Origin of the sequence: Mesorhizobium shangrilense, assembly GCF_028826155.1 — a bacterium.
In the GTDB taxonomy this organism is placed as follows: domain Bacteria; phylum Pseudomonadota; class Alphaproteobacteria; order Rhizobiales; family Rhizobiaceae; genus Arvimicrobium; species Arvimicrobium flavum.
Genome location: NZ_JAQGPN010000001.1, coordinates 160,448 through 184,137, shown reverse-complemented (window position 1 = coordinate 184,137; position 23,690 = coordinate 160,448). Strand labels below are relative to the sequence as shown.

General features: G+C 65.8%; 26 protein-coding genes. 8 read left to right on the top strand and 18 right to left on the bottom strand.

Going from position 1 to position 23,690, the window contains the following annotated elements; genetic code table 11:
- The first annotated feature begins 101 nt into the window (after positions 1-101).
- Both PD284_RS00905 and PD284_RS00900 read left to right on the top strand, forming a co-directional pair.
- Positions 102-1,058, top strand: a complete 957-nt coding sequence (locus PD284_RS00905; protein WP_274626361.1) for a homocysteine S-methyltransferase family protein — start codon at positions 102-104, stop codon at positions 1,056-1,058.
- A gap of 61 nt (positions 1,059-1,119) precedes the next feature.
- Positions 1,120-1,323 (top strand): hypothetical protein, encoded by a 204-nt coding sequence (locus PD284_RS00900; RefSeq protein ID WP_274626360.1) that lies wholly within the window; start codon positions 1,120-1,122, stop codon positions 1,321-1,323.
- A 101-nt stretch (positions 1,324-1,424) separates the two neighbouring features.
- On the opposite strand, the gene PD284_RS00895 is transcribed toward PD284_RS00900, so the two are convergent.
- Positions 1,425-2,234 (bottom strand): class II glutamine amidotransferase, encoded by an 810-nt coding sequence (locus tag PD284_RS00895; protein ID WP_274630500.1) that lies wholly within the window; start codon positions 2,232-2,234, stop codon positions 1,425-1,427.
- 116 nt (positions 2,235-2,350) lie between these two features.
- Between PD284_RS00895 and PD284_RS00890 the strand changes: the two genes are divergently transcribed.
- Positions 2,351-2,974 (top strand): alpha-ketoglutarate-dependent dioxygenase AlkB family protein, encoded by a 624-nt coding sequence (locus tag PD284_RS00890; protein WP_274626359.1) that lies wholly within the window; start codon positions 2,351-2,353, stop codon positions 2,972-2,974.
- 442 nt (positions 2,975-3,416) lie between these two features.
- Positions 3,417-4,406, top strand: coding sequence for a threonine ammonia-lyase (locus PD284_RS00885; protein WP_274626358.1), 990 nt, complete (start codon positions 3,417-3,419; stop codon positions 4,404-4,406).
- 28 nt (positions 4,407-4,434) lie between these two features.
- On the opposite strand, the gene PD284_RS00880 is transcribed toward PD284_RS00885, so the two are convergent.
- From PD284_RS00880 to PD284_RS00860, 5 genes are all read right to left on the bottom strand, one after another.
- A complete protein-coding gene (locus PD284_RS00880; protein ID WP_274626357.1) occupies positions 4,435-4,833 on the bottom strand; it encodes a hypothetical protein in 399 nt (132 codons plus the stop codon).
- Between the two features lie 124 nt (positions 4,834-4,957).
- Positions 4,958-6,094 (bottom strand): ABC transporter permease, encoded by a 1,137-nt coding sequence (locus PD284_RS00875; RefSeq protein ID WP_274626356.1) that lies wholly within the window; start codon positions 6,092-6,094, stop codon positions 4,958-4,960.
- Positions 6,091-7,008 carry an ABC transporter ATP-binding protein gene (locus PD284_RS00870; protein WP_274626355.1) on the bottom strand — a complete coding sequence of 306 codons (918 nt, stop codon included), beginning with the start codon at positions 7,006-7,008 and terminating at the stop codon, positions 6,091-6,093. The genes PD284_RS00875 and PD284_RS00870 overlap by 4 nt, the downstream gene beginning before the upstream one ends.
- Positions 7,009-7,109: 101 nt before the next feature.
- Complete coding sequence (locus PD284_RS00865; RefSeq protein ID WP_274626354.1) at positions 7,110-8,051, bottom strand: HlyD family secretion protein; 942 nt, start codon at positions 8,049-8,051, stop codon at positions 7,110-7,112.
- A 1-nt stretch (position 8,052) separates the two neighbouring features.
- On the bottom strand, positions 8,053-8,760 hold the full coding sequence (locus PD284_RS00860; protein ID WP_274626353.1) for a CerR family C-terminal domain-containing protein: 708 nt from the start codon (positions 8,758-8,760) through the stop codon (positions 8,053-8,055).
- 116 nt (positions 8,761-8,876) lie between these two features.
- On the opposite strand from PD284_RS00860, the gene PD284_RS00855 reads away from it, so the two are divergent.
- On the top strand, positions 8,877-9,740 hold the full coding sequence (locus PD284_RS00855) for a C40 family peptidase (protein ID WP_274626352.1): 864 nt from the start codon (positions 8,877-8,879) through the stop codon (positions 9,738-9,740).
- A 34-nt stretch (positions 9,741-9,774) separates the two neighbouring features.
- A complete protein-coding gene (locus PD284_RS00850) occupies positions 9,775-10,206 on the top strand; it encodes a hypothetical protein (RefSeq protein WP_274626351.1) in 432 nt (143 codons plus the stop codon).
- Between the two features lie 25 nt (positions 10,207-10,231).
- On the opposite strand, the gene PD284_RS00845 is transcribed toward PD284_RS00850, so the two are convergent.
- The 6 genes from PD284_RS00845 to PD284_RS00820 form a co-directional block, all read right to left on the bottom strand.
- On the bottom strand, positions 10,232-11,965 hold the full coding sequence (locus PD284_RS00845) for a SulP family inorganic anion transporter (RefSeq protein WP_274626350.1): 1,734 nt from the start codon (positions 11,963-11,965) through the stop codon (positions 10,232-10,234).
- 13 nt (positions 11,966-11,978) lie between these two features.
- The gene (locus PD284_RS00840; RefSeq protein WP_274626349.1) at positions 11,979-12,317 is read right to left on the bottom strand and encodes a hypothetical protein; all 339 of its coding nucleotides are present in this window, start codon (positions 12,315-12,317) and stop codon (positions 11,979-11,981) included.
- A 136-nt stretch (positions 12,318-12,453) separates the two neighbouring features.
- The gene (locus PD284_RS00835) at positions 12,454-13,686 is read right to left on the bottom strand and encodes a glycosyltransferase (RefSeq protein ID WP_274626348.1); all 1,233 of its coding nucleotides are present in this window, start codon (positions 13,684-13,686) and stop codon (positions 12,454-12,456) included.
- A gap of 207 nt (positions 13,687-13,893) precedes the next feature.
- Positions 13,894-14,052 carry a putative periplasmic lipoprotein gene (locus PD284_RS00830; RefSeq protein WP_274626347.1) on the bottom strand — a complete coding sequence of 53 codons (159 nt, stop codon included), beginning with the start codon at positions 14,050-14,052 and terminating at the stop codon, positions 13,894-13,896.
- Positions 14,053-14,065: 13 nt separating this feature from the next.
- Positions 14,066-14,437, bottom strand: coding sequence for a hypothetical protein (locus tag PD284_RS00825; RefSeq protein ID WP_274626346.1), 372 nt, complete (start codon positions 14,435-14,437; stop codon positions 14,066-14,068).
- 284 nt (positions 14,438-14,721) lie between these two features.
- Positions 14,722-15,147: a nuclear transport factor 2 family protein gene (locus tag PD284_RS00820; RefSeq protein ID WP_274626345.1), complete on the bottom strand. Its 426-nt coding sequence runs from the start codon at positions 15,145-15,147 to the stop codon at positions 14,722-14,724.
- A gap of 545 nt (positions 15,148-15,692) precedes the next feature.
- Between PD284_RS00820 and PD284_RS00815 the strand changes: the two genes are divergently transcribed.
- The gene (locus tag PD284_RS00815) at positions 15,693-16,049 is read left to right on the top strand and encodes an endonuclease domain-containing protein (RefSeq protein ID WP_274626344.1); all 357 of its coding nucleotides are present in this window, start codon (positions 15,693-15,695) and stop codon (positions 16,047-16,049) included.
- Positions 16,050-16,124: 75 nt separating this feature from the next.
- On the opposite strand, the gene lepA is transcribed toward PD284_RS00815, so the two are convergent.
- The gene (gene lepA / locus PD284_RS00810; RefSeq protein ID WP_274626343.1) at positions 16,125-17,939 is read right to left on the bottom strand and encodes a translation elongation factor 4; all 1,815 of its coding nucleotides are present in this window, start codon (positions 17,937-17,939) and stop codon (positions 16,125-16,127) included.
- Between the two features lie 107 nt (positions 17,940-18,046).
- Complete coding sequence (gene epmA, locus PD284_RS00805; RefSeq protein WP_274626342.1) at positions 18,047-19,099, bottom strand: EF-P lysine aminoacylase EpmA; 1,053 nt, start codon at positions 19,097-19,099, stop codon at positions 18,047-18,049.
- A gap of 125 nt (positions 19,100-19,224) precedes the next feature.
- Here epmA and efp point away from each other — a divergent pair, with 125 nt between their 5' ends.
- Positions 19,225-19,794 (top strand): elongation factor P, encoded by a 570-nt coding sequence (gene efp / locus PD284_RS00800; RefSeq protein ID WP_274626341.1) that lies wholly within the window; start codon positions 19,225-19,227, stop codon positions 19,792-19,794.
- A gap of 146 nt (positions 19,795-19,940) precedes the next feature.
- Here the strand turns inward: efp and PD284_RS00795 are convergent, their stop codons facing one another.
- The 4 genes from PD284_RS00795 to PD284_RS00780 form a co-directional block, all read right to left on the bottom strand.
- Positions 19,941-20,471 carry a dihydrofolate reductase family protein gene (locus PD284_RS00795; protein ID WP_274626340.1) on the bottom strand — a complete coding sequence of 177 codons (531 nt, stop codon included), beginning with the start codon at positions 20,469-20,471 and terminating at the stop codon, positions 19,941-19,943.
- Between the two features lie 274 nt (positions 20,472-20,745).
- Complete coding sequence (locus tag PD284_RS00790; RefSeq protein ID WP_274626339.1) at positions 20,746-22,020, bottom strand: TRAP transporter large permease; 1,275 nt, start codon at positions 22,018-22,020, stop codon at positions 20,746-20,748.
- The gene (locus tag PD284_RS00785) at positions 22,017-22,550 is read right to left on the bottom strand and encodes a TRAP transporter small permease (RefSeq protein WP_274626338.1); all 534 of its coding nucleotides are present in this window, start codon (positions 22,548-22,550) and stop codon (positions 22,017-22,019) included. The genes PD284_RS00790 and PD284_RS00785 overlap by 4 nt, the downstream gene beginning before the upstream one ends.
- Before the next feature lie 138 nt (positions 22,551-22,688).
- A complete protein-coding gene (locus PD284_RS00780) occupies positions 22,689-23,681 on the bottom strand; it encodes a TRAP transporter substrate-binding protein (RefSeq protein ID WP_274626337.1) in 993 nt (330 codons plus the stop codon).
- Positions 23,682-23,690: the final 9 nt, after the last annotated feature.

Genomic DNA, 23,690 nt, shown 5'->3' with positions numbered 1-23,690 from the left:
CGAGATTTCTATCCGCGGGGCAAAAGATCGGCAAATCTGCGGTCGATCCGATCCCGCCCACATATGAGGCGGATGGTATTATCAACGAGAGGAATACCATAATGGCGAAATATCGTCACGATCTGCCGCAAATGCAGGGTGGCCTCTTTTTGAGCGATGGCGGAATGGAGACCTCGCTCATCTTTCTTCAAGGCCTCGATCTGCCGCAGTTCGCATCCTTCGTGCTGCTGGACAGCGCTTCCGGCCGCTCGCATCTGGTCGACTACTATGAGAAGTACTTGGCGCTCGCCCAGCAGAACCGGCTCGGCTTTGTGCTGGACACTGCGACATGGCGGGCAAGTCCCGACTGGGGCGCCACGCTCGGCTACTCGCCGGATGCACTGCGCAGAGTCAATCGCACTTCGGTCGACCTCGTCGAGGCGCTTCGGGACGTGTGGGAAACACCGACAACGCCCTGCGTCATCAACGGCGCCATCGGCCCGAGGGGCGACGGCTACAAGGCCGGCCGAATGGGGGCGGCGGAGGCGGAAGATTACCACGCCTTTCAGGTCGGGCTGTTCGCCCACACGGCCGCCGACATGGTGTCGGCGATCACGATGAACAGCATCGACGAGGCGCTCGGCGTCGCACGCGCCGCGAAGGCGGCAAGGATGCCGTGCGTGGTTGCCTTCACGGTGGAGACCGACGGCCGACTGGTTGGCGGGGCCACCCTGCAGGAAGCCATCGAGACGGTTGACGAGAAGTCGGACGGGTACCCGCTCTACTTCATGATCAACTGCGCGCACCCGAGCCATTTCGAGGGTGCGTTGCGCAGGGATGCGCCCTGGATGAAGCGCATTCACGGCATCCGAGCGAACGCCTCGGCGAAGAGCCATCAGGAACTCGACGAATCCGAGACGCTCGACGCCGGCGATCCGGCCGACCTCGGCCGCCGCTACCACGCCCTGATGCGGTCGTTCCCCGCCATGCGCATCCTCGGCGGGTGCTGCGGCACCGACCACCGCCACATGGCGGCCATATGCGAAGCCTGCCTGCCTCCCATGGCGCTCAGCGCCTGACGAGGCAGACTGAAAAGCCAACCGCGGCGGAGAACGCTCCGCTGCAGCATGGAGCCTGATCATGAGCACTTTGACGAGAACCGATGGACGCGCCGGGGCTGGGCTCCTCGGCCGTCTGACGAACTGGCGCGGCAGCGCGTCGGCCGCGCGCGGCGCCAACCGGGAGTTCGCCTCCTTCGAGGTGATGGACGACCACCTTTTGCGTGACGTTGGCCTGAGGCGTCCCCTGAGTACCGGCCAGCGCGGTCACATGGTGCGCTTCTAGCGCAAGATCCCGGGAGGTGTTTTTCCATCACCCGGGAGACTTCTGTCGGAAGGAAAGAACCTCCGCGGTCGTCTCGCTCTGATCAAGCGATCATATCGGTGCTAGGACGCCACCAGTTCCCGCTCCGCCGCCGGCTGCGTCCCGGGCTGGAACGGCCGGATGGTGACTCGCTCCCGCGTCATCGTCACGAAGCTCGCGGGGGGTATCGGCTGCCAGTTCGGCCCTTCCCGGTCGAACGGTTCCGAGACCAGGCAGCGGCCTGCGCCGCACACTTGCGCCGTGTAGAGCGTCGGCGCGAAGGCGTCGGTGGCGTAGCGGATCGCGTGCAGCGCCTCGCCGTCCGAGAATGCCGCGGTGAGGCGGATCGCCGACTGGATGCCCGCCTCCTGCGCCGCAAGCACGGCACGCGCCGTGGCGCGCTCCGCCGCGCCTTGCGGGTCTTCATCCAGTCCCTCCTGCAGCATCATCAGGAACAGCAGCTCGGAATCGGTGGTCCCCTCCATGAGGTCGTAGAGGTCGTCGGCGATGGAGGCTTCCAGCCGCCGGCGGATCTTCTCAAAACCGCCGATCTGGCCGTTGTGCATGAACGACCAGCGGCCGAAGGCGAAGGGATGGCAGTTGGCGCGGCTGGTGGCGCCTCCGGTCGAGGCGCGCACATGGGCGAGGAAAAGCCGCGAGCGGATCTGCCGGCAGAGGCTCTTGAGGTTGGGATCGGACCACGCCGGCAGGATGTCGCGATAGAGCCCGGGTTCCGGCCGCGCGCCGTACCATGCGACGCCGAAACCGTCGCCGTTGGTCGGCGTCTTGGCCTCCAGCGCGTGGTGGCTCTGCGCGATCAGCGAATGGCATGGCGCGGTCACGATGTCCTCGAGGAAGACCTCGTCGCCCAGATAGGCCGCCCACCGGCACATGCGGCGTTCCCCATTTTCGCAACCGATGCGGACATGCTGCGAAGTCATGGTGAATTTCGGGTTAACGAAGCCGTGCCGCAGGCCCTATCTTGGTTGCGACAGACAGGGAGTCGCTCATGCTGGTCCTGCCGGAAGGCATCCGTCACATGCCGGGCTATCTCGATCCCGCCGCGCAGGATGCGCTGCTGGCCGATATCCGCGCCGTCGTCGCCGAGGCTCCCCTCTACGTGCCGACGATGCCCAAGACCGGCAAGCCGATGAGCGTGCGCATGACCAATTGCGGATCGCTCGGCTGGGTGACCGACCGGGACCGCGGCTATCGCTACCAGGCCACCCATCCGGTCACCGGACGGCCGTGGCCGGCAATGCCGGAGCGCCTGCTTGCCGTCTGGCGCGCGCTTTCGGATTACCCGCATCCGCCGGAAGCGTGCCTGGTCAATTTCTATACGGCCGAGGCGAAGATGGGCCTGCATCAGGATCGCGACGAGCAGGATTTCGACGCGCCGGTGGTGTCGCTCTCCCTCGGCGACGCTTGCCTGTTCCGGGTGGGCGAGAATACGCGCCAGGGCAATACGGTCTCGTTCCGGCTCGAGAGCGGCGACGCCGTCATCCTCGGCGGGGAAGGGCGGCTCGCCTTCCACGGGGTCGACCGCATCTACCCCGAAACCTCCACGCTGCTGAAGAATGGCGGCCGCATAAACCTCACGCTGAGGCGGGTGACCAGGCCGGCGGCGGCATAGACGCGAGCAGCACGGTTGGCGTTCGCCCTAAACCTCGCGGCATGGGCACGGTAAGTGTGCGTCCGCAGCGTTCTGGCATGGGTCCCAGGGTCGCGCTCCGCTTCGCTGCGCTTGCCCTGGGATGACGAAGTGGGAGAGGACAGCCGCTAAGCACCAACGTTGGTGATTAGCGGCTGTCCTCTCAAACTTCGTCATCCTAGGGCGGAGCAGGAGCGAAGCGAACTGCGGAGACCCTAGGACCCATGCCGCGCTATCCGCGCAGCCCACCAAAAGGTCCCATGCCGGCCTCATGCACAACTGGCGGACAAGTGGCGCCAGGCCGCAATGCCACCCCCGCGAAAAGAGCGACGCACGAACTGACGATTGTCGCGATGACATCTTTTTGCTGGCAAGCCGTGCTCTTCCATGCACCATCCGGGAAAACTCTGGAACGGATTGCCCCATGACCATCCACGCCCCAGCCGTGCCCACCATCGAGGACGTCCACGCTGCGGCGGCCCGCATCAAGGGCCACGCAATCGAGACGCCGCTGCTCGAATCGCCCGCCCTCAACGATCGCGTCGGCGGCCGCGTCCTGTTCAAGCCCGAGGTGCTGCAGCGCACCGGATCCTTCAAGTTCCGTGGCGCCTACAACAAGATCTCATCCCTCAGTCCGGAGGAACGGGCGCGCGGCATCGTGGCCTATTCGTCGGGCAACCATGCACAGGGCGTCGCCGCGGCGGCCAAGTTGTTCGGCATCGACGCGGTGATCGCGATGCCGATCGACGCGCCGGCGATCAAGCGCCGCAATGTCGATGCGATGGGCGCCACCGTGATCACCTTCGACCGCTTCAAGGACGACCGCGACGCGGTGGTGAAGTCCTACGTCGATGCGGGTCGGGTGCTTGTAAAACCGTTCGACGATCCGATGATCATCGCGGGGCAGGGCACGATCGGACTGGAGCTGGTTGCGCAGGCCGCCGACCTGGGAGCGAAGCTGGACGCCGTCGTGTCGCCTTGCGGCGGCGGTGGGCTGATCAGCGGCATCGCGCTTGCCGTGAAGGCGCTGTTGCCGAGCACCGAGGTTTGGGCTGCCGAGCCGGAGAATTTTGACGACACGCGCCGCTCGCTGGCCGAAGGCAGGCGCGTCGCCAACGCGTCCGGCTTCCGCTCGATCTGCGACGCCATCCTGACGCCCGAGCCGGGCGAGATCACCTTCGAGATCAACCGAAGAGCGCTGAGCGGTGCGGTCGCCGTTTCCGAGAAAGATACCGCGGCCGCCATGCGCGATGCCGCGTCGCATCTGAAGCTGGTCGTCGAACCTGGAGGGGTGGTCGGCCTTGCGGCGGTCGGGTCCGGTCAGATCGACCTGAGCGGCAGATGCGTGGCCGTCGTGCTGTCGGGCGGCAACGTCGACCTCAGCGTCTATGCAAGGTTGCTGTCGGAGGCCTGATGGCCTCCGACGTCCCGTTCGCAGGCGGTTACCAGACCGGGCAGCTGCGGTCGCGGCGGCCGAAGGTCAGGTAGACCCGGTCACCCCTGCGGTCGCGGCCGCGGACCTCGATAGAACGCCGATCGACGTCGACGATGCGGGCGCGGCGGATGCCCATGCGGTCCGCCTTGCGCAACGCGCGGTCGGGCGTGCACCCACGATTCTCGACCTCGTAGTAGCCTCGGCGATCGTAGTCGCGTCGGTCATAGCGGCCCCGGTCGTAACAATCCTCGTAGTTTGGATTGCAGCCCTCCCGGAGCCTCAGCTGCGGCCCGTCGCGATCGATTCTCAACTCGACATCCTGGGCCGAGGCGGTGGTCGCGGTGAGTGGCAAGCCGGTGACCGCCGTCGCTACGGCCAGCACGGAAGAGATAAGGAGTCTGCGCATGTGTCTCGTCTCCGTTTGCGGCAAAACGCGGCCGCAAGCATTCAGTTTCACGTTCGTGAACTTGGCGTGATCAAGTTCCGTTACGCACGGATAGGATGAACGGATGCCCCCCAGCTCTATTCCCTCAATCGAGCGTGCGTCGGAACCTCAACAGAGCCAATACGGCGAAAAACAGGATGAACCCGCAGAGCCACACGACTTCCGTCGAGATGGCTGCGAAGTCGGCGCCCTTGAGCATCACGGCGCGGATGATCCTGAGGAAATGCGTCAGCGGCAGGATCTCGCCGAGATACTGGGCCCATTGCGGCATGCCGCGATAAGGGAACATGAATCCCGAGAGCAGGATCGAGGGAAGGAAGAAGAAGAAGGTCAGTTGCATGGCCTGCATCTGAGTACGGGCGACCGTCGAGATCGTGTAGCCCAGCAGCACCAGCGCGAGCACAAAGGCGAATACGGCGGACAGGAGCATCGCCAGGGAACCGATGAAGGGCACGCCGAACAGCAGCTTTGCCGCCACCAGCACCACCGCCACCTGCACCGCGCCCACCCCCAGGAACGGCAGCACCTTGCCGAGCATGATCTCGGCGGGGTTGGCCGGCATGGCGAGCAGGTTCTCCATGGTGCCCCGCTCCGTCTCCCGCGTCAGCGCCATCGAGGTCATCATCACCATGGTCATCTGCAGGATGACGCCCAGCAGTCCGGGCACGATGTTGTATTGCGAGATGCCTTCGGGGTTGTAGCGGCGATGGACGACCACCGAGAGCGCGCTGTCGGCGTTCTCGGCCGCCGCCTGCTGCATCCCCTGTTCGCGCAGCAGCGCCTGCGAGGCCAGCGTGGACAGCGTCGAGATGGCGCCGCTGGAGGCGGCCGGATCGGTGGCGTCGGCCTCGATGAGGATTTGCGGCTTGTCGCCCCGCACGACCCGCCGGGCGAAGTCCGACGGGATGGTAACGACGAACGAAACATCCCCGCGGGCGAGGAGCGCCTCAGCCTCCGCGGCGCTTCTCGCGATGTGATCGAAGCGGTAGTAGCCGGTCACCTGCAGCGCCGAGACGATGGCGCGCGTGTAGTTGTCGTTGCTGGTCGCCACCAGTGCGGCCGGCAGGCTCTTGGGGTCGTTGTTGATGGCAAAGCCGAACAGCACGAGCTGCATCAGCGGCACGCCGAGCATCATGGCGAAGGTGATGCGGTCGCGCCGCATCTGGATGAACTCCTTCATGAGGAGCGCGCCCAGCCGCGGGAAGGAGAAGACGCTCCTCATGCCATGTTGTCCTTGGAGCCGGCCATGAACTGGATGAAGACGTCCTCGAGGCTGGTCTCGCCCGCCTCTACGGAGACGTGCTCCCTCGCCTTGATGTCCTCGAGGGATGCCTCGAGCGCCGCCCGGTCGGAGCCGACGACATGCAGCGTCGCGCCGAATGGCGCCACCTGTTCGACGCCGGGGCGGCCCTGGAGCTCCTCGGCGATCTCGTTGAGCCCGTCGCCGCTGACGACGAAGGTGGAGAGGCCCGCGTTGCGGATCACATCCTCGACCGTGCCGGTCGCGAGCAGCTTTCCGTAGGAGATATAGCTGATCCGATGGCAGCGCTCTGCTTCGTCCATGTAGTGGGTGGAGACCAGTACGGTGAGCCCGCCGCGCGCCAGCCGGTGGATCTCGTCCCAGAATTCGCGGCGCGCCTTGGGGTCGACGCCCGCCGTCGGCTCGTCCAGCAGCAGGAGCCTCGGCTTGTGCATGATACAGGCCGCCAGCGCCAGCCGCTGCTTCCACCCGCCCGACAGCGTGCCGGCAAGCTGGTCCTGCCGCGAGGTCAGGCCGAGTTCCTGAAGCGTGCGGTCGACATGCTCCTTGGGCGGCTTGAGCTCATAGAGCCGGGCGACGAACATAAGGTTTTCGGCGATGGTCAGGTCCTCGTAGAACGAGAACTTCTGCGTCATGTAGCCGACCTCGCGCTTGATCTTCAGGCTCTCGGTCCTGAGGTCGTAGCCGAGCACCTTGCCGTCGCCCTCGTCGGGCGTGAGCAGCCCGCACATGATGCGGATCGTCGTCGTCTTGCCCGACCCGTTGGGACCGAGGAAGCCGACGATCTCGCCTTCGGTGACGGTCATCGTCACATGGTCGACGACGGTCTTGGCGCCGTAGCGCTTCACGAGATTGGTAACGTTGATGACGTCCATGCTGGTGTCCGCGCAAGGGGAGTAAGGAGTAGGGGAGTAGGGGAAATATGCTTCGCTTGATTTGGCTTGCGAGTTCCTCCCGCTGGCTGCTTCCTACTCCCCTACTCCCCTAAACTCACATCCACGATCTGGCCCGGCTGAAGCGCCCGCGCGTCGCCCTCGGGCCGCGCCTCGACGAGATAGACGAGCTTCTGCCTGGTCTCGAGCGAGTAGATGACCGGCGGCGTGAATTCGGGGTCGGGCGACACGTAGCTCACCCTGGCCGTCAGCCCGTCCGCGCAGCCGTCGCAGCGCACATTGAGGAGGGTGCCAACCTCTACGGAGGAGAAGTGTGCTTCGGGCACGTAGACCTTCAGCTTCACCGCGCCATCGGGCAGCATCGAGACCACGGGGGACGTCGGTCCCGCCAGGTCGCCGGGATTGCGGATGACGTCATCGATCCGCCCGGTGGCGGGGGCCATGATGTCGCGCTTGGAAAGCCGCCAGCGCGCCTGGTCGAGTGCCGCCCGCGACTGCCGCACCTGGTTGTCTGCCGCCTTGATCGCCTCGGCGCGTGCCGGAAGATGTGCCACGTCCAGGTTGGCCTGCGCCTGGCCGATCGCGGCCTGCGCGACCTGGAGCTGCGTTGTCGCCTCGTCGAGCGAGGCGCGCGTGGCGATGCCCTTCTCGTGAAGGTCCTGCACGCGGACGAGGACCCGTTCGGCCTCCTGCTGCTCGGCCTCGGCGGAGCGGACCGCCGCCTCCAGCACCGCGATCTCTTCGGGCCGTTTTCCCACTTTCAGGTCGGCGAGCTGCGCTTCGGCCTGGGCGAGTGCGGCTTCTGCCTGTGCAACGGCGATCTCGGCGTCTCCCCGGTCAAGCGTCGCGATCTTGCCACCTGGTTCCACCCGGTCGCCTCGCCTGACCGCCACGTCGATCACCTGCGCCGTCTCGATCGGCGCCAGCAACACGAATTCGCCCTCGACATAGCCGACGGCGAGCGGCGGCGACGCACAGGCCGAGAACAGCGAAGCCGCCAGGGGGATCGAGCAGAGGAGGCTCATCTCAGTTGACCTTGTCCTGCGGCGGAGCACCGTGTGCGGCCAGGATGGCGTCGAGGTTCGCCGTGACCGCCTCGACAATCTGCCGTGCTTCGTCTGCGCCGATGTCGGTCCACTCCATCCGGCGCAGCACCGCCTCGCGGCCGATGCGGAAGTAGACGATCTGGCCGATCAGCGTGAACACGGCGATGCGCGTTGCTGGCGCCTCGGCATCTTCGCCCGTGATGGCCGCCCAGACCTGGCAGATCCGCATGTGCATGGGCGCGAACATGCGGTTGTAGATGGTGTCGAGCGCCGCGGTCGGATGCGCCAACTCACGCAGGATGAACTGCACGAACTCCCCCGACTCCGGTCGGCTGACGAGAAAGGTCGTCATCGTCCCGAGGATGTCCTTCAGCAGCTTGCGCGCTGCTTGCGGAGAGAGTTCGAAGGGATCGGGGGCTGCGGCGAGAACGTGCGCCGAGAGTGTGGTCATCGTCTGCGCAATGTGCTCCGCACAGGCCTGGCGCAAACCCTCCTTGCTGCCGAAGTGATAGGCGATCGAGCCAATGTTGGCCTTGGCGGCGGCTGCGATCTCGCGCGTCGAGGTGCCTTCGAAGCCGCGGCTGCCGAACAGCTGCAGTGCTGCATGGATGAGGGCCAGTCGCGTCTGGTCGGCCGAATTCGCGGCTTGCCTTGGGGGTGTCGGGGGCACTTTCTCGATGGTGCTCATTGATTGAATTTAATCAATCGATTGATTAATGTCAATTCTCTGGACCGATCACCGCCGCCAGCTGGACTTTTGGAGAGAGCCCGTCTGGTACATAGTTGCAGGCGGAGAGGAGCAAGATGACTGAGACCACCGAAACGCTGCTCGACCGGCTTGGGCGCCTGATGGCGCGCAAACTCGAATCCGCCTCGTCGGGCTACGAGCCCTATACGCCGTCGGATCCGGACACATTGCGCCGGACACTCGAGCCCGGAGACGTCCTCCTGATCGAAGGCAACCAGCGCGTGTCGGCGGTGATCAAGTACCTGACGCAGTCGACCTGGTCGCATTCCGCGCTCTATGTCGGCGACGCCCTGCCTGCGCCTGCCGACGGCTCCGAGCGCCCGCGCCTCATCGAGGTCAATCTGGGCGACGGCTGCGTGGCGGTGCCGCTGTCCAAGTACAAGACCTACAACACCCGCATCTGCCGGGCGAACGGCCTGTCCCCTGACGACCGCGCCTATGTGGTGGACTTCATGGTCGGCAAGCTCGGGCTGAAATACGACCTGAAGAACATCACCGACATGCTGCGCTATTTCCTGCCGTTCCCCTTGCCGGTCCCGGTGCGTTGGCGCCGCCGCATGATCGCCTTCGGTTCAGGCGATCCGACGCGCGCGATCTGCTCCAGCTTGATCGCCGAGGCCTACGAGCACATCCGCTACCCCATCCTGCCGGAGATCACGCGCGCGCCGGGCCGCGCGTCGGCCCAGTCGGCGTTCTCGCGGCGCGAGATCATGCACATCCGGCACCACTCGCTCTACACGCCGCGCGACTTCGACCTGTCGCCGTATTTCCGTATCGTGAAGCCGACGCTGGAATACGGTTTCGACTATCGCCAGGTCACCTGGCACGAACCGCGTTCCGAACAGTTGGCACATCCGGTGCCCGATCGATCGGAGGTCCAGCGCAAGGATGGCGAGGCCGACGGGCGATCCGCATCATGAGAGAGGGCAGTGCAACCTGCGAAGGAGGGACCACATGCTTGCCATCAGCAGTTATCCCGCCACCTATGTCGAAGCCTGCCGGGCGAGACTCGCCGCGCAGCTCTCAAGCTATCTCGACATGATGACGATCGCGGCGTCGACGATCAGCAGCCGCGACCTCGTGGCGGCCGTCGGCGTCTTCGAGGCCGCCCTCTTCAACAACCTCGTGCTCGCGCTCGACCACCATTTCGTCCATCGGCTGCGCGCCGTCGAAAGGACGGACGGGAACCCGCTGAACGAAGTCAGGATGCTGGCGAACTCCATCATGGCGAACGCGGGCGTTCTGCAGGCCGACCGGACCATCCGGTACGATCCCGCGAGGTCCGTCACCGGGCTCGCGGTCGGCGACACGATCCGCATGAGCATGCAGACCTTCGAGCGCCTGCGCGACGCCTTCCTCGCCGAGATCCTAGCGAAATATCCCTAAGAGCCTTCCTGCGCCCAGAAAACTCTCAGTGGCCGGGCTTTTCCTCGACGCCGGCATGCTCCGCCTCGATCAGCTTTCGCGCCACCTCGATGTTCTCGGCGAACTGCACCCGCTGCGGCTTGACGCCATGGGTGACCAGCATGCGGCGGGTGGCGGGGGAGGCGCCGCTCACCACCACGCGCACGCCGGCCTTCTCCGCCTTGCGGATCGAGCCCTCGACCACGTTGGCGGCGGTGGAGTCCAGGAAGGGCACGTGCGAGAAATCGATGACGAAGTTGCGGCGCTGGTCGGCGATGCGGTCGAGGACCGTCGCGACGGCGGAGGCCGCGCCGAAGAAGAAGGCGCCCGAGATGCGGTAGACGACGGTGTTCGGATCCGTCGCCGATGCGGCTTCGTACTCCCTGCGGTCGCCGTTGGAGGTATCGGCGACGTCCTCCTCGACGATGGGCTGTTCCCTTTCGATCGCCAGCGCGCTGCTCATGCGGCCGATGAAGAGCAGTGCGCCAAGGCCGAAGCCGACGACGATGCCTTCGGTCAGGTCGCGGAAGATCACCAGCAGGAACGTCACCGCGAGCACCAGCGCGTCGCCGCGCGAGGAGCGCACGAGTGCGGCGATCGCATGCCGCTCGACCATGTTCCAGGCCACGATCGCCAGCACACCGGCCAGCGCCGCAAGCGGAATGAAGCGGGCAAGCGGCGCGGCCACCAGCACGAAAGCGAGCAGGAACACGGAATGCAGGATGCCCGACACCGGCCCATAGGCGCCCGCGCGCACGTTGGTCGCGGTGCGCGCAATGGTGCCGGTGACGCAGATGCCGCCGACCATCGCCGAGCCGATATTGGCTGCGCCCTGCGCGACCAGCTCACAGTTGGAGCGGTGGCGGCGGCCGCTCATGCCGTCCGCGACCACGGCTGACAGGAGCGACTCGATCGCACCGAGCAGCGCGAACGCGATCGCATCCGGCAGCACCGCCTGCATCTTTTCGAGGCTGAAGGCCGGCAAGGCCGGCGCCGGAATGGTGCGCGGAATGCCGCCGAAGCGCGAGCCGATCGTCTCGACCGGCAGGCTGAGCAGGACGGCCGCCACCGTCGCCACGCCGACCGCGATCAGCATGCCGGGCCAGCCCGGACGCCAACGCCTGAGCACGAGTATCGTGGCGATGGTGAGCAGCGCGACCAGGATCGCCGACGGGTTGACCGTGCCCGCGGCGTTCCAGAGCGCCACGAGCTTGGGGATAAGTTCGCCCGGCTCCTTGCCGGCAAGGCTGAGCCCGAACAGCTCGCTGAGCTGGCTGGCGAAGATGATGACCGCGATGCCGGCGGTGAAGCCGACGGTCACCGGGTAGGGGATGAATTTTATGTAGGTGCCGAGCCTCAGATAGCCGAGCGCCATGAGAAACACGCCCGCCATCGTGGTCGCCAGCAGCAGCCCGTCGATGCCGTGTCGGTCGGCGGTCAACGCGATCAGGCCGATGAAGGCGCCGGCCGGCCCGCCGATCTGGTGGCGGCTGCCGCCGAGCAGCGACACCAGGAAGCCGCCGACGATCGCCGTCCACAGGCCGCGGTCGGGCGACACGCCGGACGCGATGGCGATCGCCATCGACAGCGGCAGCGCCACGACGGCGACGGTCAGCCCGGCCATCGCGTCGGCGCGCAGCTGCGGCATGCCGTAGCCTTCGCGGAAGACGGTGACGAGCTTGGGCGTGAACAGTTCCGCGAAGGTGGGGGCGGCTGGCTTGTGGCCGGTGGAGGCACTCATGGCGAGCCCTCCCTCAGCGCCCCGTGATCCAGGGGCCGAGCGTGATCAGGCCCACGGCGAAGACGGCAAGCACCACGCCGACGTTCTGGATCGCGCTCATCCGCTCGCCGAAGAACGTGAACGCGATGACGGTGACCGCGACGAGCTGGATCACGGCGGACAGGCTGAAGGCAGCGGCCATCCCGAATTCCCGCACCAGACGCAGCATGATCAGGTTGCCGGCGGTATAGAGAAGCAGCGTCACCACCAGCTTCCACGCCGAGGGCATCAGCGCCCAGGATTTCGCCATGCTCGCGGCGGCCAGGAAGATCGCGGTCGAGATGCCAAGCAGTATCAGGCCCAACGGGCTCACGTGCGACCCCCACAAATCCGACAAACAGGCGCTTCCGCCTTGTCGTCCAAGACAGGCGATTGCGTCAAGGACCGGCGTCTGGGCCAGGCGTGGCGCAGGTGGCCGTTGAATTCGTGCGGCGGTGCTGTGCGGCGCCTCAGTGATCGGCGATCAGGCGCAGGAAATGCGCGATCACCTTGTCCTCGGCAAAGTCGCCGGTCTCGAACTTGATGCGTCCGTTCTCGCCGTGAAGCCGCAGCAGCTCGGGATCGTCCAGATAGCCGCGCACGGCTCTGGCGATGCCGTCGGCGGCTGACCGCATCGGCCGTTCCGGGACGATGACGCCGGTTTCACCGTCCTCGACGATCTCCAGGCAGCCGTCAATGTCGCTGGCAATGCAAGGGATGCCGGTCGCCGCCGCCTCGATCAGGATGCGCGGAATGCCTTCGCCATAGCGCGTCGGCAGGCAGACGACGTCGACGGAGCGTAGGAGCTCCGGCATGTCGCGCCGCTCGCCGAGGAAGGTGATCGCCGGCTCCCTGGCCAACTCGTCGGCGGTGATCCCGTCGGGATCGTTCGGCTCCACCATGCCGGCCACCAGGAACTCGACATCCGGGTTGCCCTGGAAGGCGCGCGCCGCTTCGAGGAAGGCGTCCAGCCCCTTGGCGCCCAGCAGGCGCGAGGCGAACAGCACGCGCAGCCTTCCGGAAGGCGCGCGTTCTTCGGCCGGATAGAACCATTTCGGGTCGACGCCCGCCCCACAGATGACGGTGGAGCCTTCGGGCCGCACGAGGCCCTTCTCCAGCCACACCGCGTGATCGGCCGCAGTCTCGAAGGTGAAGTGGACGTCGTGCCGGCTGGACAGGATGCGGACTGCGCGTTCGACCAGTTGGCGGGAAAACGTTGCGCTGCGTCCGTTCATGCGGCTGCGTGGCGACATCAGCCGGCCGAGGCCCGGCACCGTCGCCACGATGCGCAGCCGCCTTCCGGAGATGCGCCGCGCCAGCAGCGCCGCCAGCCCCGCAAAGACGATCGGCTTCAGCGTGATGAGATGGAGCGTGTCGGGCCGGTGCCGCAGCACCTCTGCCACGGTGCGCAGCATCAGCGCCGTGTCGCGGCCGGGCCGGAAGGAAAATCGCTCGACCGGCAGGTGAAGATAATCCCACTTGCCGATCGCCTGCGCCGGCATGGCCGCGCCGCCGGTCGCGACCCGCACGTGGTGGCCTTCCCGGGCGAGCGTGTCGGCGGTGATCCGCCGGTGGCGGAGAAAATAGTCCGTATCGTTGCAGATGATGGTGACGCGCCGATGCGCGACCGCTTCGCGCGCCGTGCCCTGGACCAGCGATCCTGCGTCAACCGCGATATCGCTCTGAGAAGTGACTGCCGACATGGCCGTCTACTACCAGATCAATGCCGCCTCGGGGGCAATGACGTGATCACATAGGGTGTGCGGATGTTACAGGCCAAGGCTCGTCCCACGATGCGCTGTCGAAAGCTGGAAATTCGGCAGCCTCCCACCGCCTGATTCGCATACATCACGAAACCGAAGGGTCGGCAAGCAGGAAAGCCTTTGTTTTCCAAAGGCTTTCTGCGTTCGTCAACTGTCCGCCGCCGTCTCTTCCTGCTCCACCGTCAGCGGCTTCATGTCGGCCGGCAGCGGTCCGATGTCGTCCGCCGCAGCGGGAATGCCGGCGGCGCGCGTGGCGCAGCCGGCGAGCAGGGCAACCGACAGGATGACGAGGAGGAGGCGGATCATCGGCGCGGGGACCTCACGGAACCAGGTTGATTTCCTCGGTCTCGCCGCCGGTGCAGGTGTAGCAGCAGTCATCGCACTGCTCCTTGTCGCCCGGGCCGACGCCCCAGTAGGTGCCCTCGTCGCCGTCCACCCAGGCGCCATAGCAGATGGTCTCGCCCTGGGTGCACGACAGCGGGAATTCCTTCGTCTCGCCGTCGTCGAGGTAGTAGTCCTTGCCGCCGCCCGGCCAGACATGATCGCGATCCTGGCTGTAGAGCTCGAGGCGCACCGCGTTCGGATGATCGTTGCGCATCATGAAGGTGACGTCGGCGGCGAAGGTCGAAACGCCCGAGGCGAGCAGCAATGCGCCGGACAAAGCGGCGCGCAGCGCCGAAATGCGAGTCATGAAATCCCCCCAAAAAAACAAAAGCGGCCCCATCCGGCCGCGCGGCGGACAATGGCACGGCGCAGCGGGCGCTGGAAGACAGCGCATGCGTTTTTCCTGTGGGAGGGCGCGCTGCTGCTATCACTCTGATGTATCTACGGTTTTCACCGTGGGCGCAATGTCGAGCGCGCAGAGGGCGAGGTGACCGTGACCGCGGCCTTTCCGGTCCCGCCGTCCCCAGGCCGCGGTTTGCCCGGTTCCGTCCGTGCGCCGACATTCAAGGCAGGAATGGAGGCTTTCCGCGGTCACGCCTGCATGAACGCGTCGGGTGTGGCCGCCGCAGACACCGCGGCGCTGTCGAAGATCTCGGTCATCGCCACCGCCTTGTCGTCCTCGAACCGCCACAGCGCCGAGACGAGCGTCTCGGTGACCTTGCCGGTCGCCCGGTTGCGGTAGGCGCAGAGGCCGAACATTGCGATCTGGTCGCCCTCGCTGACAAAGGTCTCCGGCGTGAAGTGCACCATCTCCCATTCGTTGAGAACGCCCGCGAGATAGTCGAGCACCTCCTCGCGCGAATACCGGTTGCGCGCGAAGGCGAGCCCCGGCGAATTCTCGTCGACGCTGCGCAGGCTGAACCGGTCTGCGAGCAGCGGCCGCCAGACCTCGCGGTCGCCCTTGGTGTCGTGCCAGGCGGTGTAGGTGGCTTTCAGGCGGGAAAGGTTGTCGGACATCGCCGTCTCCTCCTGGAAAACGCCGAGTGTGAGGTGGAGGGAGGGGGGCGGCAAGTTGGGAAAAGGGGAAGGGGATGAGGCACCGGTTCGCCGGAGGCGAAATGAAAGGTCCGGTGGACCTTTCATAGGTGTCGAACGCCCGGAGCGACTCGCTGGCGGCTCACCTTCCTGCCGACAAGCTGGTTCGAGGAAAACCACCGCCACCTACCGCGTCTGCCCCTAGGCATCCGCATTGGCCTGCCGCCGAGGGCGGTGGTACTCACCGGTCCATAGCGCTAGCGTATTCCCACGCACCATCGCTATGATCGCCGCTTCCCTTCGAATCCCTGGTACTGACACGGAGAGATCGGCAAGCAGCCCGCCCCCTCCACCGCCTTCGGCGGTCCCCCTCCCCCGTAAACGGGGGAGGATTTGGCGGCGAAGCTGTTGCTATGTCCGGCGGCCGCAAACCTGCTGATGGAGTGACGTCGCCGCGGCCTGATCCTCCCCCGTTTACGGGGGAGGGGGACCATGCGAAGCATGGTGGAGGGGGCGTGGGGCGGGTGATGCGAGCTGAAAAGCAGACATTCAAGCGTGCGAAGCGGTTGCGCCGCGACCTGAGTCTGCCGGAGGTCATCCTGTGGGACTGCCTCCGCGGTCTGCGGCTGAACGGGCTTCGATTCCGGCGTCAGCATCCGGTTGGACCCTATGTGCTCGATTTTTTCCAGGCGGAGGGGCGGCTCGCCGTGGAGGTCGATGGCGCACATCACGACCTGCCTGGGCAGATGCACCATGATCTGCGGCGGGACGACTGGCTTGCGGGGCGCGGCATCCGCGTCATGCGGATCGCGGCGACGGATATTCTGGATGAGAGGGCGCTCGAGGGGATGCTGGTGATGATTGCCGAGGCGGCGCGAGGGTGAAGCGGTGCGACGCCCCCTCCACCGCCTTCGGCGGTCCCCCTCCCCCGTTCCGCAGGGGAGGATCAGGCGTCAGCCCTAGTTGTCGCCCATCTTCAGCGCTTCGATGAAGGCGGCCTGCGGGATGTCGACCTTGCCGAACTGCCGCATGCGCTTCTTGCCCTCCTTCTGCTTCTCGAGCAGCTTGCGCTTGCGGGTGACGTCGCCGCCGTAGCACTTTGCGGTCACGTCCTTGCGGAGCGCCGAGATCGTCTCGCGGGCGATCACCTTGCCACCGATGGCGGCCTGGATCGGGATCTTGAACATGTGCTGCGGGATCAGCTCCTTGAGCTTCTCGCACATGGCGCGGCCGCGCTTTTCCGCCGCGTGGCGGTGGACCAGCATGGACAGCGCGTCGACCGGCTCCTCGTTGACCAGGATCGACATTTTTACGAGGTCGCCCTCGCGGTAGTCGGTGAGGTGGTAGTCGAACGAGGCGTAGCCCTTCGAAATCGACTTCAGCCGGTCATAAAAGTCGAAGACGACCTCGTTGAGCGGCAGGTCGTAGACCAGCATGGCGCGCTTGCCGACATAGGAAAGGTCGGCCTGGATGCCGCGGCGGTCCTGGCAGAGTTTCAGAATCGAGCCGAGATAGTCGTCCGGCGTCAGGATGGTGGCGCGGATCCACGGCTCCTCGATCGAGGTGATCTTCATCACGTCCGGCATGTCGGCCGGGTTGTGCAGTTCCTTCGTCGTGCCGTCGATGAGGTTCATGCGGTAGACGACAGACGGCGCGGTGGCGATCAAGTCGAGGTCGAACTCGCGCTCCAGCCGCTCCTGGATGATCTCGAGGTGGAGGAGCCCGAGGAAGCCGCAGCGGAAGCCGAAGCCGAGGGCGGCCGAGGTCTCCATCTCGAAGGAGAAGCTGGCGTCGTTGAGGCGCAGCTTGCCGACGGCGGCGCGCAGGTCCTCGAAGTCGGCGGCGTCGACCGGGAACAGGCCGCAGAACACGACCGGCTGCGCCGGCTTGAAGCCCGGCAATGCCTGCTCGGTCGGGCGGCGGTCCTCGGTGATGGTGTCGCCGACGCGGGTGTCGGCCACTTCCTTGATCGAGGCCGTGATGAAGCCGAACTCGCCGGGGCCGATCTCGTCGGCCTGGATCATTTTCGGCGTAAAGTATCCGGTGCGCTCGACCGGGTATTTTGCGCCGGTGCCCATCATCCGGATGGTCTGGCCCTTCTTCAGGACGCCGTCGATGACGCGGACCAGCACGATGACGCCGAGATAGGCGTCGTACCAGCTGTCGACCAGCATGGCCTTGAGCGGCTTTGTGGGGTCGCCCTCGCGCGGCGGCGGCAGCTGGTGGACGATCGCCTCCAGCACCGCCTCGATGTTGAGGCCGGTCTTGGCCGAGATCTCGACGGCGTTCGAGGCATCGAGGCCGATCACCTCCTCGACCTGCTCCTTGACGCGCTCCGGCTCGGCGGCCGGCAGGTCGACCTTGTTCAGCACCACGACGATCTCGTGGTTCTTGTCGATCGCCTGGTAGACGTTGGCGAGCGTCTGCGCCTCGACGCCCTGGCTTGCGTCGACGACCAGCAGCGAGCCCTCGCAGGCGGCGAGCGAGCGTGACACCTCGTAGGCGAAGTCGACATGGCCGGGCGTGTCGATCAGGTTGAGGACGTAGTCCTCGCCGTTCTTGGCTTTGTAGGCGAGGCGCACGGTCTGCGCCTTGATGGTGATGCCGCGCTCCTTCTCGATGTCCATGTTGTCGAGAACCTGCTCCTTGCCGGCCATCTCGCGCGCGTCGAGGCCGCCGGTGAGCTGGATCAGCCGGTCGGCCAGCGTCGACTTGCCGTGGTCGATATGGGCGACGATGGAGAAGTTGCGGATGTGGTCGAGCGCAAAGGTCATGCGCGGCGTTTAGCAGGGAGAGGCGAAAACGCAAGAGTTGCGGGCGTTACGGGGCCGTTTCCGGCCCCGAATTCGCGGTTAGGCAAGGGCGGCGGCGTGCGCTGCGCCTATCGCGGCGTCTCCGCGACGGGCGTCCACAGCACGTCGTCGATCCGGGGAGCGCCAGTCGCCAGCATGACCATCCTGTCGAAGCCGAGGGCGACGCCGCTGGCGTCGGGCATGATGGAGAGGGCGGAGAGGAAGTCGTCGTCGATGGGGTAGCGCTCGCCGTAGACGCGCTCCTTCTCGTCCATCTCGGCGACGAACCGGCGGCGCTGTTCCGCGGCGTCCGTCAGTTCGCCGAAGCCGTTGGCAAGCTCGACGCCGCAGCAATAGAGCTCGAAGCGTTCGGCCACGCGCGGGTCGTGCGCGGTCGGGCGGGCAAGGGCTGCCTCGGCGGTCGGGTATTCGCACAGCACCGTGGCGCGGCCCTGGCCGAGGTTGGGCTCCACCTTCTCGACCATGACGCGGCTGAAAAGGTCCGCCCAGTTGTCGTCCGGCGCGGTGCGGATCCCGGCCGCCGTCACGGCTGCAAGGAGGGTTTCGCGGTCGGTCGCGCCGTCCGCGGCGACGCTGGCCAGCAGGTCGATGCCGGCATGGCGCTCAAAGGCCTCCGCGACGGTGACGCGCTCCGGCTCGGCGAAGGGATCGGCCTCGCGGCCGCGGAAGGCGAAGCGCCTGGCACCGGCCTTACCGGCGGCAAGCGCGAGCAGCGCCGCGCAGTCCTCCATGAGCACCTGGTAGGGCTCGCCGACCCGATACCATTCGATCATGGTGAACTCGGGGTGGTGCAGCGGCCCACGCTCGCGGTTGCGCCACACCTTGCCGAAGCTGAATATCTTCTGCTCGCCGGCGGCCAGCAGCTTCTTGCAGGCGAATTCCGGCGAGGTGTGCAGGTAGAGCGGTGCGCGCTCGCCGCCGGTGCTGATCGCCTCGCTGGCGAAGGCGGACAGATGCGCCTCGTTGCCGGGCGAGACCTGGAGCGCTGCCGTCTCGACCTCGAGGAAGCCGCGTTCCGCGAACCAGGCGCGCACGGACGCGGCGATGGCGTTGCGGGTGAGGAGGCGCGGGCGACGGTCGGCATGGACGTGCGGCGACCACCAGGGGGATGCTTTCTGCATGATCAGGCGCTCCCGGGACACTGAAAAAGGCGAGACGACTGGCGAAGATCGCAAGGATGCTGTAGGGCCCGGATGTTGGTTCCAGAGGCTGTCATGCGCGGCCGACTCACTTGGAAAGTTTGCTCGTGGTCAAGGTAATCGCCAGTTCGCTCCGCAAAGGCAATGTCGTCGACAAGGATGGCCGTCTCTATGTGATCCTGTCGGCGGAGAATATCCACCCCGGCAAGGGCACGCCCGTCACCCAGCTCGACATGCGCCGCATCTCCGACGGGGTTAAGGTGTCGGAGCGCTACCGCACGACCGAGCAGGTCGAGCGCGCCTATGTCGAGGACCGGCCGCACTCCTTCCTCTACCAGGACGGCGAGGGCTTCCACTTCATGAACCCCGAGACCTACGATCAGGTGACGGTTTCGGCGGACGTGCTGGGCGACCAGGCGGCCTATATCCAGGAAGGCATGGAAGTGACCCTGTCGGTCCACGAGGGGGTGGCGATCGCCATCGAGCTGCCGCAGCGTGTGACGCTGGAAGTGATCGAGACCGAGCCCGTCACCAAGGGCCAGACCGCATCTTCGTCCTACAAGCCGGCGATGCTGTCCAACGGCGTCCGCTCCGCGGTGCCGCCGCACATCACAGTGGGCACGCGCATCGTGGTGATGACGGCCGACGGCTCCTACGTCGAGCGCGCCAAGGACTGAGTGGTCCGGCGTTCGCCCTGCGCCCGCGGGGCAGCACAGATTGATCGAAGCGGCTGCGTGCCGGATTGGCGCGCGATGACGGACGCCATCAAAATCCGTCAGTCGTGGTCCTGTGCAGCAGCGACGCCATCCGGCAAGTCGCGAAATCAGGCTGGAACGTAGGTCAGCCTGATCACATCCTCGCCGATCCGGTCATGCGTCACAAGGCGAAGCGGCGGCCGGGGTCCGGCGAAATATGGCTTGCCGTGACCAAGCACCACTGGGTGCAGGTAGATCCGATACTCGTCGATCAAACCGAGTTCAGTGAGGCTGTTCGCCAGGTCCGGGCCGGCAACTTCGATCTCCCCTTCGTGCTCGGCCTTCAACGCCCGGATCGCGCTCCCGAGATCGTCCCCGACAAGCCTGGCGTTGGGGCCTACGGATTTCAACGAGCGCGAGACGACCCATTTCGGCTGGCGTCGCCACGCCGCCGCGAAGGCATGCTCGTCCGCACCCCATTCCGGATGATCGTCGTCCCAGTAGCGCATGATCTCATACATCCGGCGACCGTACACGCTGCCCGCGTGCTCCTGGGCCTCCTTGATGAAGTGGCGGAAGAGCGTGGGGCTTGGCCCAAACTCCATATAGTCGACGTAGCCGTCCAGGGACTGGTTCATTCCGAACACGAGCTTGGCCATAATCTCTCCTTTCCTGCACACGCCATCCGCGCAGATCCGGTTGCATTATGCAATCAGTTGCGGTCAGGTCGACTGATTTTGTATCGCAGTCGGCTTTTTCGGTGCGCAGGTACGCCCAAGCCCGCGGCGGTCGATCGTTCCAACTCTCGCGCCGCTGGGGTCGCCTGGGCGCTCACGGATCCGGATAGAACAGCCGGTAGTGCTCGCAGACGAGGCTGTCGACGAGCATCGCGGCGATGTTCAGGGTCTTTGGCGTGCGGCCAGCCCGCTGACCCTAGTTCAACAGGCGCGGCAGCCACAGGGAGAGCTGTGGGACGTAGGTCAGAAGGATGAGAATGCCCACGAGCGGGATGTAGTACGGAATGATCTCCCGGAGTACATTCACCACAGGCTCGCGCGCGACCGTGCTCACCATGAAAAGCGACATGCCCATTGGCGGCGTGATCAAACCGATCATTAGATTGTAGACGACGACGACCCCCAGATGGGTCGGGTCGACGCCGGCGGCGACCAGCGGCGGCGCGATCAGCGGGGTCAGGATCAGGATGGCGCTCGTCGTTTCGAGGAAGAGCCCGATGACCAGCACGACGACGTTGGCGATGAGCAGCAGCACCAGCGGGTTGGCGCTCAGCGAGAGCATCGCCGCGGTCACCATCTGGGGCACCTGCTCGAAGGCGAGCATGCGGGTGAACAGGACCGAAGCCGCCACCATGATCATCAGGATGGCGCTTGTCCGCACCGTGTCCCAGGTCGCCTGGACAAGGAAGGTCCATTCGAAGTCACGGTAGATGAAGATGCTGATCAGCAGGATGTAGAGGACCGTGACCGCAGCCGCCTCGGTCGCGGTGAAGTATCCGCCCAACATTCCGCTCACGAGCACGACCGGGGTCAGCAGCGCAGGCAGGGCGGATACAAAGCTGTCCCACAGTTCGGATCGCGAGGCCTTGGCTTCCGTCGGATAGTTCCTGCGGCGGGCCAGGTAGGCCGTGAAGGCCATCAGGCCGACCGTGATGAGCAGGCCCGGAACGATGCCGGCGAGCAGCAGGTTGACCGCCGACGTCTCGGCCGTCGCCGCATAGATGATGAAGGGAATGCTGGGCGGGAAGATGGGGCCGGTGGTGGCCGACGCCGCCGTGAGGGCGGCCGCAAACGAACCCTTGTAGCCGGCGTCCTTCATCGCCTGGATCTCGACGGCGCCCATGCCGCCGATGTCGGCGAGCGCCGAGCCCGAACTGCCGGAGAAGATCAGGCTTGCGAGGATGTTGACCTGGGCGAGGCCACCCCTCCAGTGAGCCACGCACAGGTGCGCGAAGTGGAAGAGGCGCTTGGCGATGCCGGAAGATCCCATGAGGTTGCCGACGAGGACAAACAGCGGCACGGCCAGCAGGGGAAAGGAGTCCAGCGAGTTGGTCAGCGCGTGCGGGATGGTTGCGAGCGGATAGCCCCACAGCAGCATGTAGGCGATGGCGGGCACGATTAGGGCGAACGCGATCGGCATGCCGATGGCGACGAGCAGCAGGAATGCCCCGACAAAGACGATGGCGCTCATAGCTCGAGGTGCTCCTTCTTGTCGGGGAGTGCGACGGCGTCGCTGGAGCTGAACTTCCGGACCAGTTGCCGAAGCGCCTCGAGCGCGAGCAAGGCAAACCCCACGACGGTGACGCCGATGAAATAGGTGAGCGGCAATCCGAGCGACGGTCCCTTCTGGGATCCCATCCGGCTGATGAGGCTGATGCCGCCCGCGACGATCACGACGGAAGAGACGACGATCGACAGCTCGATGACCGCCCCTGCGATGCGCTGCGTCACGGGAGACCAGCGCTCGGCGAAGAACAGCATGTCGACGTGGTTTCGCATGCGGTGGGCAAAGGCGAGCCCGAAGAACACCAGCACGATGTGGAAATAGCGCGCCAGTTCGTCGGGCCACGGCAAGCCGGTGCTGAGCAGCACCCGGCTGAACATCTGCAGCAGGACGAGGCCGAACATGCCCCACAGCAGAACGCAGCCGATCAGGACGCCCATGCGCTCGACCGCCTCCAACGGGCGGTCGGCGAGCTTGCCGGACTTCTTCCACACCATGCAGGTCTCTCCCTTGTCACGCATGACGGAGGCGCGCGCTAAAGCAGACTGCGCGATTTCAGGATCGGGCAGCTTGCTTTAGCTGTTGGTTTTCACATCGCCTGTTGCCGGAAACCGGCGGCCGATACGGAGCGAAGCCTACCGGAGCGCCTGGATGCCTTCGATGATCGACGCCCATTCGGGGAACTTCGCCCGCACGTGCTCGGAAACCCGGGTGCGGAAGGCTTCGAGGTCGAGTCCGTCCTCCGTCGAGATGACGGTCATGCCCTTTTCGGCCAGATCGGTCTTGAGACGTTCATGCTCGGCGACGGAGATTGCCAGTATGTCCTGGCCGGCCTGGCGCGCTGCATCGCGAATGGCGGTCTGCTGCTCCGGCGAGAGACGGGCAAGCGAGGCGGAATTCACGAACAGCGGAATGATGTTGATCATGTGATCCGTGAGGATCAGGTATTTCTGGCTGTCGTACATGTTCGAGGTGAGGATCGCGGTCAGCGGGTTCTCCTGACCGTCGATCACGCCGGTGGCGAGCGCGGTCGTCAGTTCCGCGAAGTCGACGGGCGTGGGGATCGCGTTCATGCCCTCGACCATCCCGATCCAGACCGGAACGGGAATGGCGCGAATGCGCTTGCCTGCCAGGTCGTCCGGCGAACGGACCGGATAGTTGGAGGTGGTCAGCTCGCGGATCCCGTAGAGGAAGGTGCCGAGGACCTCCATCTGCGCTTCGGACTTGAGCCGCTCGTTCAACTCACGCGCCACCGGGCTCGTCTCCGGTGTGGTGGCCGCAACGGCGTGTTCGACGTCGCGGTAGAGATAGGGCAAATCGAGCGCGCCGAAATCCGGGACCGCCTGGCCGACCGTCGAATAGGAATCGTGGCCGAAGTCGATCAGCCCGAACTGGACTCCCTCGAAACGTTCCTTGGCCGTCCCCAACTGCGAGGACGGGAAGACGTTGACGACGACCGAGCCGCTCGTCTTTTCCTTCACCAGTTCGGCGAAGCGATTGGCGAACTGTCCGCCGATGCTTTCGTTCGGATTGGGATGCCCGTACTTCAGCGTGACCTGGGCGCTGGCGGTTCCCGCCAGGCCGAGGACGAACGCCGCGGCCAAGGCCGCGCGTCTCGAAATGTTCATGTGTTCTCC

Excerpts from the sequence above, each read along its gene's own strand:
- PD284_RS00905 (WP_274626361.1), top strand. The coding sequence starts at position 102 with ATGGCGAAATATCGTCACGATCTGCCGCAAATGCAGGGTGGCCTCTTT.
- PD284_RS00900 (WP_274626360.1), top strand. The coding sequence starts at position 1,120 with ATGAGCACTTTGACGAGAACCGATGGACGCGCCGGGGCTGGGCTCCTC.
- PD284_RS00895 (WP_274630500.1), bottom strand. The coding sequence starts at position 2,234 with ATGTGCCGGTGGGCGGCCTATCTGGGCGACGAGGTCTTCCTCGAGGAC.
- PD284_RS00890 (WP_274626359.1), top strand. The coding sequence starts at position 2,351 with ATGCTGGTCCTGCCGGAAGGCATCCGTCACATGCCGGGCTATCTCGAT.
- PD284_RS00885 (WP_274626358.1), top strand. The coding sequence starts at position 3,417 with ATGACCATCCACGCCCCAGCCGTGCCCACCATCGAGGACGTCCACGCT.
- PD284_RS00880 (WP_274626357.1), bottom strand. The coding sequence starts at position 4,833 with ATGCGCAGACTCCTTATCTCTTCCGTGCTGGCCGTAGCGACGGCGGTC.
- PD284_RS00875 (WP_274626356.1), bottom strand. The coding sequence starts at position 6,094 with ATGAGGAGCGTCTTCTCCTTCCCGCGGCTGGGCGCGCTCCTCATGAAG.
- PD284_RS00870 (WP_274626355.1), bottom strand. The coding sequence starts at position 7,008 with ATGGACGTCATCAACGTTACCAATCTCGTGAAGCGCTACGGCGCCAAG.
- PD284_RS00865 (WP_274626354.1), bottom strand. The coding sequence starts at position 8,051 with ATGAGCCTCCTCTGCTCGATCCCCCTGGCGGCTTCGCTGTTCTCGGCC.
- PD284_RS00860 (WP_274626353.1), bottom strand. The coding sequence starts at position 8,760 with ATGAGCACCATCGAGAAAGTGCCCCCGACACCCCCAAGGCAAGCCGCG.
- PD284_RS00855 (WP_274626352.1), top strand. The coding sequence starts at position 8,877 with ATGACTGAGACCACCGAAACGCTGCTCGACCGGCTTGGGCGCCTGATG.
- PD284_RS00850 (WP_274626351.1), top strand. The coding sequence starts at position 9,775 with ATGCTTGCCATCAGCAGTTATCCCGCCACCTATGTCGAAGCCTGCCGG.
- PD284_RS00845 (WP_274626350.1), bottom strand. The coding sequence starts at position 11,965 with ATGAGTGCCTCCACCGGCCACAAGCCAGCCGCCCCCACCTTCGCGGAA.
- PD284_RS00835 (WP_274626348.1), bottom strand. The coding sequence starts at position 13,686 with ATGTCGGCAGTCACTTCTCAGAGCGATATCGCGGTTGACGCAGGATCG.
- PD284_RS00830 (WP_274626347.1), bottom strand. The coding sequence starts at position 14,052 with ATGATCCGCCTCCTCCTCGTCATCCTGTCGGTTGCCCTGCTCGCCGGC.
- PD284_RS00825 (WP_274626346.1), bottom strand. The coding sequence starts at position 14,437 with ATGACTCGCATTTCGGCGCTGCGCGCCGCTTTGTCCGGCGCATTGCTG.
- PD284_RS00820 (WP_274626345.1), bottom strand. The coding sequence starts at position 15,147 with ATGTCCGACAACCTTTCCCGCCTGAAAGCCACCTACACCGCCTGGCAC.
- PD284_RS00815 (WP_274626344.1), top strand. The coding sequence starts at position 15,693 with ATGCGAGCTGAAAAGCAGACATTCAAGCGTGCGAAGCGGTTGCGCCGC.
- lepA (WP_274626343.1), bottom strand. The coding sequence starts at position 17,939 with ATGACCTTTGCGCTCGACCACATCCGCAACTTCTCCATCGTCGCCCAT.
- epmA (WP_274626342.1), bottom strand. The coding sequence starts at position 19,099 with ATGCAGAAAGCATCCCCCTGGTGGTCGCCGCACGTCCATGCCGACCGT.
- PD284_RS00795 (WP_274626340.1), bottom strand. The coding sequence starts at position 20,471 with ATGGCCAAGCTCGTGTTCGGAATGAACCAGTCCCTGGACGGCTACGTC.
- PD284_RS00790 (WP_274626339.1), bottom strand. The coding sequence starts at position 22,020 with ATGAGCGCCATCGTCTTTGTCGGGGCATTCCTGCTGCTCGTCGCCATC.
- PD284_RS00785 (WP_274626338.1), bottom strand. The coding sequence starts at position 22,550 with ATGGTGTGGAAGAAGTCCGGCAAGCTCGCCGACCGCCCGTTGGAGGCG.
- PD284_RS00780 (WP_274626337.1), bottom strand. The coding sequence starts at position 23,681 with ATGAACATTTCGAGACGCGCGGCCTTGGCCGCGGCGTTCGTCCTCGGC.